The sequence below is a fragment of the Hydrogenophaga sp. genome, assembly GCF_014773545.1.
Lineage (GTDB): Bacteria > Pseudomonadota > Gammaproteobacteria > Burkholderiales > Burkholderiaceae_C > Hydrogenophaga.
In genome coordinates this window covers 202,101-211,895 of sequence record NZ_SDDV01000005.1, presented here as the reverse complement: position 1 = coordinate 211,895, position 9,795 = coordinate 202,101, and the positions used below count along the sequence as shown (strand labels likewise).

Below are 9,795 nucleotides of genomic sequence, written 5' to 3'. Positions count from 1 at the left end.
AAGAACGCATCTTGTGAGAGTTCGGATGTTGCAAACTGAAATAGGTTTGGACGCACGGAGTCTCCTTTCTTGTCTAACGTAATGTATCCCGCAGAACCTGCGGGTTATTCTGGACGACGCGGGATATTCTGGTCACGGAAGCCTCCTGAAAAATTATGTGAATCATGGGCTTAGGTGCTTTACTCTGTTCTTATGAACAGGTATAAAGCAGCCATGAAACCCGGCACACCTGTTTTGCGCTCCATCCGTCTGCTGGATCAGGTTCGGGAGCGCATCCGGTATCTGCACTATAGCCTACAGACCGAAAAGGCTTATCTGTATTGGGTGCGCTTTTTCATCCGCTGGCACGGGCGATGTGGCGTCATGCGGCACCCACGCGACATGGGCGCGGCTGAGGTCGAGGCGTTTCTCACCCTGTTGGCAACAGGGCGGCAGGTTGCCGCGTCCACCCACAACCAGGCGCTCAGCGCCCTGTTGTTTCTCTACCGCGATGTGCTGGGGCTGGACATGCCCTGGCTCAACGGTGTGAACCGGCCCGCACAGAAGCGGCGCATCCCCAGCGTGTTGACCCGCGTGGCATTCACCACGGCGTCAGCCCGCAACACCTGCAAGCCTATCTCAACGAATTCACGTTCCGCTTCAATCGCCGCTGTTACCCATGCAACGCTTTCCGCTCCCTGCTTGGCATCGCTGGCGACGTGACTGCGCCGAACTATGCCGAACTTTATGCAAAAACAACACGACCCCCTACAGGTAGTTGGCTTGGGCACTAACCGGATAAGCACAGACTGAACAAGTGCGCTGTGCTGCCAGCAGCCGTTGCGAGCCCTTGGGTGGCTCTTGGGCTGCAGTAAAAAAACGGGCGCGTCCAAGCCGGATTTTGGTGCGGTCAAACAGTACACTCAAGGTTTTTTCAAACTTCATCAGGACAAGAAAATGGGCAACAAAATCGTCACCGAAGCCGACCGCAAGCGTACCCCAGCCCCACGGCCGTTGACCGGTGTTTCATTGCCCAGCCACGGTCGCGGCCAGCGCGTCAGCCTGGAACGCGGTGTGGCCACGCGCAGCAAGAAAAATCCGGGCAAGCGCTCCAAGAAAGGCGGTTGAACGAGCCGCCTGAACGCTTCATTGCGCTGTGCTCTGAGCAGGGCGGCGCAGCGCTTGCAGCAGTTGCTGGCCGCCGCGTCCGCTGGCTGCAAAGCCAAGACGGGTTTGCTCTTGAAGAATCGCGGCGCGGCTGCGTGCACCCAGCATGCCGTCGATCGCTCCGATCTCGTGTCCACGCAAAATCAACAGCGCTTGCAGTTCGCGCCGTTCGGCACGTGAGAGTGGGCCGTCGTCGGTCGGCCAAGGGGTGACGAAGGGGTCGGCGCCGCGCAAGCGGTCGGCCAGGTGGCCAATTGCCAGCGCGTAGCTCTCGGCCGGGTTGTAGCCAAACAAGGCGTCGAAGTTGCGCAGCAGCAAAAATGCGGGTCCCGAGCGACCCGCCGGGGTGATCAGTCCGGCCTGACCCAGATCGGCGGGCAAGGCGCTGCCGTCGACCAGGGTCAGACCGCGCGCGACCCATTCGTGCCGTGGGCGTTTGCTGCGCCGGCCTTCGCCGGCTGTGCTCAATCCGTCTGGCAATCTGACTTCAAAGCCCCAGGTTTGTCCGGTCTGCCAGCCGGCCCGGCGCAGGAAATGGGCGGTTGATGCCAGTGCATCGGCGGGGTTGCCGATCAAATCGGCCCGGCCGTCGCCGTCGAAGTCTTGCGCCAGCCGCTCAAAGGTGCTGGGCATGAATTGGGTGTGGCCAAAGGCGCCGGCCCAGGAGCCGACCAACTGCTCGGGTTCGACGTGGCCGGCTTGCAGGATGCGCAGGGCAGCAAAGAATTCAGCGCGGAAAAAAGTCTGCCGCCGACCCATGCACGACAGCGTGCCCAGCGCCTGCGGCAGCGAGAAGCGGCCCAGGGTCTGACCGAAGTTGCTCTCCACACCCCAGATCGCCACCACGATCGCCGGGTCGACGCCGTGGCGTTGTTGGATGCGTTCTAGCAGTTCGGCGTGTTGCGCCAGCAGGGCTTGGCCTTGCCGAATGCGCTCGTCGTCGACCAGTCCAGCCAAGTAATCCCAGATCGGGGTGCGGAACTCGGGCTGGTGATTGAGCCGCTCGATCACGCTCAGGTCTGGCCTCAGGTCGCGGGTATGCTGGGTGAAGGTGGCGTCGAGCACACCCGCGCTGCGCGCCGGGACGCGCAATTGTTCGATACAGCGTTCGAACGCCGGGTCGGCCGTGGCCGGCAAGGACAGCAGCGCCAGCAACAACAGGGTGGCAGGCGTCTTGGTTTGCATGGCAGTCATAGGTGCTCAGACCGCCCAGGTGCTGCCGTGTTCCGGTACCAGCGCCGGCCAGTGCAATTCGTTTTCAATCCGAAACCGCAAGCGGTCTGATGCAGCCGGGTCGCCGTGCGTGACGAATACGCGGCGCGGTGCGTTGGGCAGCGCACGCAGCCAGGCCAGCAACTGGCCGGCGTCGGCGTGGGCCGAGGCCGAGCTGAGTTGCACCACTTCGGCGCGCGCGGAAATATCTTTGCCGTGAATACGCAGCTGGGTGGCGGCGCCAGCCAGACTGGCGCCGCGCGTCCCGGGCGCTTGATAGCCGGTGAGCAGCACCAGGTTGCGATGGTCGCCCAGGTGTTGCGCCAGGTGGTGCAGCACGCGCCCGCCGGTGGCCATGCCGCTGGCCGACAAAATCACCTTTGGACCGTGTTGTCTGGCAATGGCTTTGGACTCGTCGGCCGAGCGCGTCATGGTGGCGACTTGCTCCAAGGCGTGGCACTGCGCGGCGTTTAACCGGTGTTCGCCTAGGTGGCGCGCAAACAGGCCGGTGCTGTGGATGGCCATCGGACTGTCGAGGTAGACCGGCAGGCCACGCGCCAGTGCGCCTGTGGCCTTGAGCTGAGCAATCGCATGCAGCAGCTCCTGTGCGCGGCCAACGGCAAACACCGGCACCACGGCGGTGCCGCCGCGCGCGGCCACGCGCTGCAGCACCGGGGCCAGCTCAGTCAGCAGGTTTTCTTCCGGGTGGTCGCGGTCGCCGTAGGTCGACTCGCAGACCACCACATCGGCGTCGGGCGCTGGGTCGGGCGGGTTCATGAGAATATCGTCCGAGCGACCCAAATCGCCAGAAAACAGCAGGCGCTGTCCACCGACGCTCAACAGCAGGCTGGCTGCGCCGAGGATGTGACCGGCGCTGTAAAAGCGCGCCTGCCAGCCTGCCAGTGGCTCAAAGAGCTGGTGCATGGGCACGCTGTGCAAAAGTTTGAGGCTTCGCAGCGCGTCGTCTTCGGTGTAGAGCGGCAGCGCAGGCGCGTGCTTGGAGAACCCGTGCCGGTTGGCGAAGGCGGCGTCTTCTTCCTGAATGTGTCCGCTGTCGGGCAGCAGGATACGGGCCAGATCGCGCGTGGCCGGCGTGACCCAGACCTTGCCCTGAAAGCCCTCCTTGGCCAGCAGCGGCAAGTAGCCGCTGTGATCGAGGTGGGCGTGGGTCAGAACCAGCGCACCGATTTGCTCGGGCGCGATGGGCAGCGGGTCACGGTTGCGCAGCCGCAACTGCTTGTAGCCTTGAAACAGACCGCAATCGACCAGCAGGCGCTGACCCGCATGTTCGACCAGGTATTTGGAGCCGGTGACGGTGCCGGCGCCGCCGAGAAAGCGGATGTGTACGTGCATGTCGATGATCTTACCCGGGCGCATCGGGCGGCGCGCAAACGGGACTGTTTGTGCGGTCTTGCCAGACGGCAAGTCGTGCACGCCACTCAGGCGACAGGCGGTCGGTCGGTCGATCTTCCCAAGGCTTTGCATACTGTTTAGAACGACTTGGCGTTGACGTCCTGATTCAAACCTTTCAAACAAGGAGACATGATGACTGCCATGATGAAAGCCGCTGTTTTCGTCGCACCTGGACGCATCGAGTTGGTCGACAAGCCGGTTCCAGGCGTGGGCCCGAATGACGCCTTGGTGCGCATCACCACCACCACCATTTGCGGCACCGACGTGCACATTCTCAAAGGTGAGTACCCGGTCGCCAAAGGGCTGACGGTGGGACACGAACCGGTTGGCGTGATCGAAAAGCTCGGCAGCGCCGTGCAAGGCTATACCGAGGGTCAGCGCGTCATCGCCGGCGCCATTTGCCCGAATTTCAACTCATACGCCGCGCAAGACGGCTACCCCTCGCAAGACGGCAGCTACCTGGTTGCCCGGGGTCTGTGCGGCTGCCACGGCTACAAGGCCACCGCCGGCTGGCGTTTTGGCAACCTGATCGACGGCGCCCAGGCGCAGTACCTGCTGGTGCCCGACGCGCAGGCCAACCTCGCACCCATCCCCGATGGCTTGAGCGATGAACAGGTGCTGATGTGCCCGGACATCATGTCGACCGGCTTCAAGGGGGCGGAAAACGCCAACATCAAGATCGGCGACACGGTGGTGGTGTTCGCCCAGGGGCCGATTGGCCTGTGCGCCACCGCTGGCGCGCGTTTGCTCGGGGCCAGCACCATCATCGGCGTCGACGGCAACGAGCACAGACTGGGCATCTCCCGGCAGATGGGCGCCGATATCACCTTGAATTACAAAAATTGCGACGTAGTGGAAGAAATCATGAAGCTCACCGGCGGCAAAGGCGTGGATTCATCGATCGAGGCGCTGGGCACGCAGGGCACGTTTGAGGCGGCGCTGCGCGTGCTCAAGCCGGGTGGCACGCTCTCGAGTCTGGGTGTGTATTCGGCTGATCTGACGATTCCCATGTCGGCCTTTGCGGCTGGTTTGGGCGATCATCAGATCAGGACTGCGCTGTGTCCCGGGGGCAAGGAGCGCATGCGCCGTCTCATGAACATAGTGGCTTCGGGTCGGGTCGATCTGGGCGTGATGGTCAGCCACCACTACCGGCTGGACGACATCGTGGCCGCCTACGACTTGTTTTCCAACCAGCGCGACGGCGTGCTCAAGGTGGCGATCAAGCCCTGACTTGAGAGGCGGGGTTGCCGCCAGAGCGGCTCAACTGAAGAACGACTTGGCTTTTTCGAACCAGCCCTTGTCGTTCGGGCTGTGGCGCAGGCCGCCTTTTTTGAACGATTCGTCGAGATCGCGCAGCAGTTTGCGTTGCTGTTCGGTCAGCTTGACCGGCGTCTCCACGGCGATGTGGCAGTACAAGTCGCCAGGGTAGCTCGAGCGCACGCCTTTGATGCCCTTGCCACGCAGGCGAAAGGTCTTGCCGCTTTGCGTGCCTTCGGGCAGGTCTATGCTGGCCTTGCCGGTCAGGGTGGGCACGTCGATTTCGCCGCCGAGAGCCGCCGTGGTCATGGGTACCGGCACCTGGCAGTGCAGGTCGTCGCCCTCGCGCTCGAAAATATCGTGTTTTCGCAGCCGCACCTCGATGTAGAGGTCGCCCGAAGGCCCGCCGTTCTGGCCGGGCTCGCCGTTGCCGGTGCTGCGGATGCGCTGGCCGTCGTCGATGCCCGATGGAATCTTGATTTCCAGTGTTTTCTGCCGTTTGATTTTTCCTTGGCCATGACAGGCCGGGCAGGGCTCGGGGATGATTTTGCCGCTGCCGTGGCAGTGCGGGCACGTCTGCTGCACGCTGAAGAAGCCCTGGCGCACTTGCACCGTTCCGCTGCCGTGGCAGGTGCTGCAGGTTTTGACGCTGGTGCCGGGCTTGGCGCCACTGCCCTTGCAGGTGTCGCAGTTGTCCCAGGACGGAATGCGGATTTGGCTCTCCTTGCCAGCGGCAGCCTCTTCGAGCGAGATTTCCATCGCGTACGACAGGTCGGCACCGCGGTAGACCTGGCGGCCGCCGCGCTGGCCCCGGCCACCGAAGATGTCGCCAAAGATGTCGCCAAACGACTCTGAAAAGCCGCCAAAGCCATCGGCGCCACCCGGGCCGGCGCGCATATTGGGGTCAACCCCGGCGTGGCCGTGCTGATCGTAGGCGGCGCGTTTTTGCGCGTCGGACAGCATTTCGTAGGCTTCCTTGGCCTCTTTGAAGCGCTCTTCGGCGGCCTTGGCGCTGTCCCCCTGGTTGCGGTCAGGGTGGTGCTTCATCGCCAGTTTGCGATACGCCTTTTTGATTTCCTCGTCCGAGGCGTTTTTGGGCACACCCAGGACTTCGTAAAAATCGCGTTTTGCCATGGTGAAATACGGTTGCGGTGGAGCACGAACGCCGCGTCAGGTTGCCCTGACGCGGCGATGGTCTGAGTGCGGGGCAATCAGCCCTTCTTGACTTCCTTGACCTCGGCGTCGACGATGTCGTCGTCGGCCGACTTGCTGGATGCGGGCTGCTCGGCTTGCGCGCCCTGGGCACTTTCTTTGGCTTGTTGCGCGGCGTAGACTTTTTCGCCCAGTTTTTGGCTGGCACTCATCAGCGTTTCGGTTTTGGCTTCGATGGCGGCCCGGTCTTCCCCTTTGGCCGCTTCTTCGGTGTCGCGCAACGCCGCTTCGATGGCATGCTTTTCCTTTTCATCGAGCTTGTCGCCGTGTTCGCTGAGCGATTTTTTCACGCTGTGGACCATGGCTTCGGCCTGGTTGCGTGCTTGCACCAGATCGAGTTTTTTCTTGTCGTCGGCGGCGTTGAGTTCGGCGTCTTTCACCATTTGTTGAATCTCAGCCTCGGTCAAGCCCGAGTTGGCCTTGATGGTGATTTTGTTTTCCTTGCCGGTGCCCTTGTCTTTGGCGCGCACGTGCAAGATGCCGTTGGCGTCGATGTCGAAGCTGACTTCGATTTGCGGCAAGCCGCGCGGCGAAGCCGGAATGCCTTCCAGGTTGAATTCACCCAAGGCCTTGTTGCCGGCGGCGATTTCTCGCTCGCCCTGGAACACCTTGATGGTGACGGCTGGCTGGTTGTCCTCGGCGGTGGAGAACACCTGCGCGAACTTGGTCGGGATGGTGGTGTTCTTGGCAATCATTTTGGTCATCACGCCGCCCAGGGTCTCGATGCCCAGTGACAGCGGGGTGACGTCGAGCAGCAACACGTCTTTGCGCTCACCCGAGAGCACCTGGCCCTGAATGGCGGCGCCAACCGCCACAGCCTCGTCCGGGTTGACGTCCTTGCGCGGCTCCTTGCCGAAGAATTCCTTCACCTTTTCCTGCACCTTGGGCATGCGCGTCATGCCGCCGACCAGGATCACGTCGTGAATTTCACCCACACCAACGCCAGCGTCCTTGATTGCGGTGCGGCAAGGCGCGATGGTGCGCTCGATCAGCTCTTCCACCAGGGCTTCGAGCTTGGCGCGCGTGAGCTTGATGTTCAGGTGCCTCGGACCCGAAGCGTCGGCCGTGATGTAGGGCAGGTTCAAGTCGGTGGCGGCCGAGCTGGAGAGCTCGATCTTGGCTTTTTCCGCCGCTTCCTTCAGGCGTTGCAAGGCCAGCACGTCCTTGGTCAGATCAACGCCTTGTTCTTTCTTGAACTCGGTGACGATGTGGTCGATGATGCGCTGGTCGAAGTCTTCGCCGCCCAGGAAGGTGTCGCCGTTGGTCGAGAGCACCTCGAATTGCTTTTCACCTTCGACGTCGGCGATTTCGATGATGGAGATGTCAAAAGTGCCTCCGCCCAGGTCGTAGACGGCGATTTTGCGGTCGCCTTTTTCCTGTTTGTCCAGCCCAAAAGCGAGCGCGGCGGCGGTGGGTTCGTTGATGATGCGCTTGACATCGAGGCCGGCAATGCGTCCGGCGTCCTTGGTGGCTTGGCGCTGCGCGTCGTTGAAGTAGGCCGGCACGGTGATGACGGCTTCGGTGACGGGCTCACCCAGGTAGTCCTCGGCGGTCTTCTTCATCTTGCGCAAAATGTCGGCGCTGACCTGCTGGGGCGACATCTTCTTGCCGCGCACTTCCACCCAGGCGTCGCCGTTGTCGGCCGCCACGATGGTGTAGGGCATCAGGCTGATGTCTTTCTGGACTTCTTTCTCGGTGAACTTGCGACCAATCAGGCGCTTGATCGCGTACAGCGTGTTGCGCGGGTTGGTCACGGCCTGGCGCTTGGCGCTGGCGCCGACCAGCACCTCACCGTCTTCCTGGTAGGCGACGATCGACGGCGTGGTGCGCGCACCTTCCGAATTTTCGATCACCTTGGTGGCGTTGCCTTCCATGATGGACACGCACGAGTTGGTGGTGCCCAGGTCGATGCCGATGATTTTTCCCATTGTCGTGCTCCGGTTCGAATGATGAGGGGTTGAAAGCTGATGAATACGATGCGAGGGACGTGCGGCTGAAGTGCCTGCTTTTCAAGGGGCTGCCAGACGGCCCGTTCTCAGTTGGGTGCTGCTGCCACCGTCACCAGCGCCGGGCGCAGCACACGGTCAGCGATCAGGTAGCCTTTTTGCAGCACCGCCACCACGGTGTGGGGTTCTTGCTCGGCCGGCACCACGCTGATGGCCTGATGCAGATGCGGGTCAAAGCGGCTGGCGACAGCGGGGACGATCTCCAACACCTTGTTGCGCTCGAATGCGCTCTTGAGTTGCTGCAGCGTGGCCTCTGAGCCCTGGCGCAATTGTTCGGCCGTGGCTTGTTTGATGGCCAGCCCAGCTTCCAGGCTGTCGGCCACGGCCAGCAGGCTTTCGGCAAAACTCTCCACCGCAAATTTGCGCGCCTTGGCTGTTTCGTCCTCGGCACGGCGGCGCGCATTTTCGGCCTCGGCCTTGGCGCGCAGAAATTGATCGGCCAGATCGGCGTTTTGTGCTTTGACGGTGCTCAGCTCTTGCGCCAGCGTGCGCAGGGTGTTGGCATCGGCAGCGGCCAGCGCTTCTTCTGGGCTCAGGGGCGTGTCTGCTTTGGGGCCGACGGATGGGGCAACGGTCTGGGCGGGGGTGGGATTTTGGTTCATGGGCGGTGATGACGGTTCATGACTCCAGTGGCAGTGCGTGCCGCTGGCACCAGATGGGGCAATTGACGTCGATTACAAGGGCGAAGGTTTGCCAGGGTGCAAAGTTCTTTTGCGCGGCTGTCTAGAGTGGCAGCCGTCGGTCTGTTGCAGCCCGGGGCGGTTCTTGGCGGAAAAAATCCAGACACCCAGAAAAACGCCTGGTTTTGCGAGCGGCGCGAGCTCTCAAACCCGCAGTCCGACCGGGGCGTTGCGGCAAGTCAGGTCGGTGATTGTACGTTGCCCGAATCGCAAGCCCGCTGGCACAGCGCGCGCATAACTTGGCGGCCTAGCAGCCTGTCGGACTCTTGCAGCCCGCGCCCCCAAAGTCCGACAGGCTGCTAGGATGGCGCGCATGTGATTTATCGCCTGCAAAGCGAGAGCGCCGTCACCCTGTGTCGTGCCCGTCGGCAGCCCGATCGCCATTGAAATGGACGAGCCTGCCGGGGTGTTGGCGCGTGAGCGGCTCTCGCCGCGCGTCGTTTCCTCAGAGCTGCTTTTTTTGCAGGAGCCCTTTATGCGTGAATCGAAGTCGTTGGCTGGGCGCTGCGCCGCCGCGTTGGCGCTCTTGCTCACCTTGGGCGCTTGCGCGGGCGGGGTGAATCTGGGCGTTTCGATTCCCGTCGGGCGCAGTGTCGGCGTCGGCGTCAGCGTGGGCACGGACGGCCGCGTCGGCGCCGGCGTGGGCGCCCGCGTCGGCGGCGCCAGCGTGCGCGTGGGCACATCGGGCCAGTTGCCGCTCGAAAAGGCCGCCCCGGCCCCGGCGGGCGGCGCGCAAGAACGCTGAGGCGCAACGGGCGCCACCCTTGCTCTGGGTGCAGGTCAAGCGCCGCAACGGGTTTGCGCCGTCTCTGGCGCGTGGCGCAGATTTTTTCGCCGGAGTTACCACCGGGTTACGTATAATGCTGCCT

General features: G+C 62.8%; 8 protein-coding genes and 2 pseudogenes. 5 read left to right on the top strand and 5 right to left on the bottom strand.

What is annotated here, in order from left to right:
• Positions 1-213: 213 nt before the first annotated feature.
• The 3 genes and pseudogenes from EST26_RS05830 to EST26_RS05820 form a co-directional block, all read left to right on the top strand.
• Positions 214-570: pseudogene (locus tag EST26_RS05830) on the top strand (phage integrase N-terminal SAM-like domain-containing protein); the annotation flags it as partial.
• Positions 571-575: 5 nt separating this feature from the next.
• A pseudogene (locus EST26_RS05825) lies at positions 576-773 on the top strand (transposase); the annotation flags it as partial.
• Positions 774-840: 67 nt separating this feature from the next.
• Positions 841-1,107 carry a hypothetical protein gene (locus EST26_RS05820; protein WP_291066088.1) on the top strand — a complete coding sequence of 89 codons (267 nt, stop codon included), beginning with the start codon at positions 841-843 and terminating at the stop codon, positions 1,105-1,107.
• 18 nt (positions 1,108-1,125) lie between these two features.
• Here EST26_RS05820 and EST26_RS05815 read toward each other — a convergent pair whose 3' ends face one another.
• The gene (locus EST26_RS05815; protein WP_291066061.1) at positions 1,126-2,331 is read right to left on the bottom strand and encodes a lytic murein transglycosylase; all 1,206 of its coding nucleotides are present in this window, start codon (positions 2,329-2,331) and stop codon (positions 1,126-1,128) included.
• A 15-nt stretch (positions 2,332-2,346) separates the two neighbouring features.
• Positions 2,347-3,711 carry an MBL fold metallo-hydrolase gene (locus tag EST26_RS05810; RefSeq protein ID WP_291066086.1) on the bottom strand — a complete coding sequence of 455 codons (1,365 nt, stop codon included), beginning with the start codon at positions 3,709-3,711 and terminating at the stop codon, positions 2,347-2,349.
• 192 nt (positions 3,712-3,903) lie between these two features.
• Between EST26_RS05810 and EST26_RS05805 the strand changes: the two genes are divergently transcribed.
• On the top strand, positions 3,904-5,001 hold the full coding sequence (locus EST26_RS05805) for an NAD(P)-dependent alcohol dehydrogenase (RefSeq protein WP_291066060.1): 1,098 nt from the start codon (positions 3,904-3,906) through the stop codon (positions 4,999-5,001).
• 30 nt (positions 5,002-5,031) lie between these two features.
• Here EST26_RS05805 and dnaJ read toward each other — a convergent pair whose 3' ends face one another.
• From dnaJ to grpE, 3 genes are all read right to left on the bottom strand, one after another.
• Positions 5,032-6,162 carry a molecular chaperone DnaJ gene (gene dnaJ, locus EST26_RS05800; protein ID WP_291066058.1) on the bottom strand — a complete coding sequence of 377 codons (1,131 nt, stop codon included), beginning with the start codon at positions 6,160-6,162 and terminating at the stop codon, positions 5,032-5,034.
• 77 nt (positions 6,163-6,239) lie between these two features.
• On the bottom strand, positions 6,240-8,213 hold the full coding sequence (gene dnaK / locus EST26_RS05795; RefSeq protein WP_291066085.1) for a molecular chaperone DnaK: 1,974 nt from the start codon (positions 8,211-8,213) through the stop codon (positions 6,240-6,242).
• 62 nt (positions 8,214-8,275) lie between these two features.
• Complete coding sequence (gene grpE, locus EST26_RS05790; protein ID WP_291066056.1) at positions 8,276-8,848, bottom strand: nucleotide exchange factor GrpE; 573 nt, start codon at positions 8,846-8,848, stop codon at positions 8,276-8,278.
• A 436-nt stretch (positions 8,849-9,284) separates the two neighbouring features.
• Here grpE and EST26_RS05785 point away from each other — a divergent pair, with 436 nt between their 5' ends.
• A complete protein-coding gene (locus EST26_RS05785; RefSeq protein ID WP_291066055.1) occupies positions 9,285-9,671 on the top strand; it encodes a hypothetical protein in 387 nt (128 codons plus the stop codon).
• Positions 9,672-9,795 lie beyond the last annotated feature (124 nt).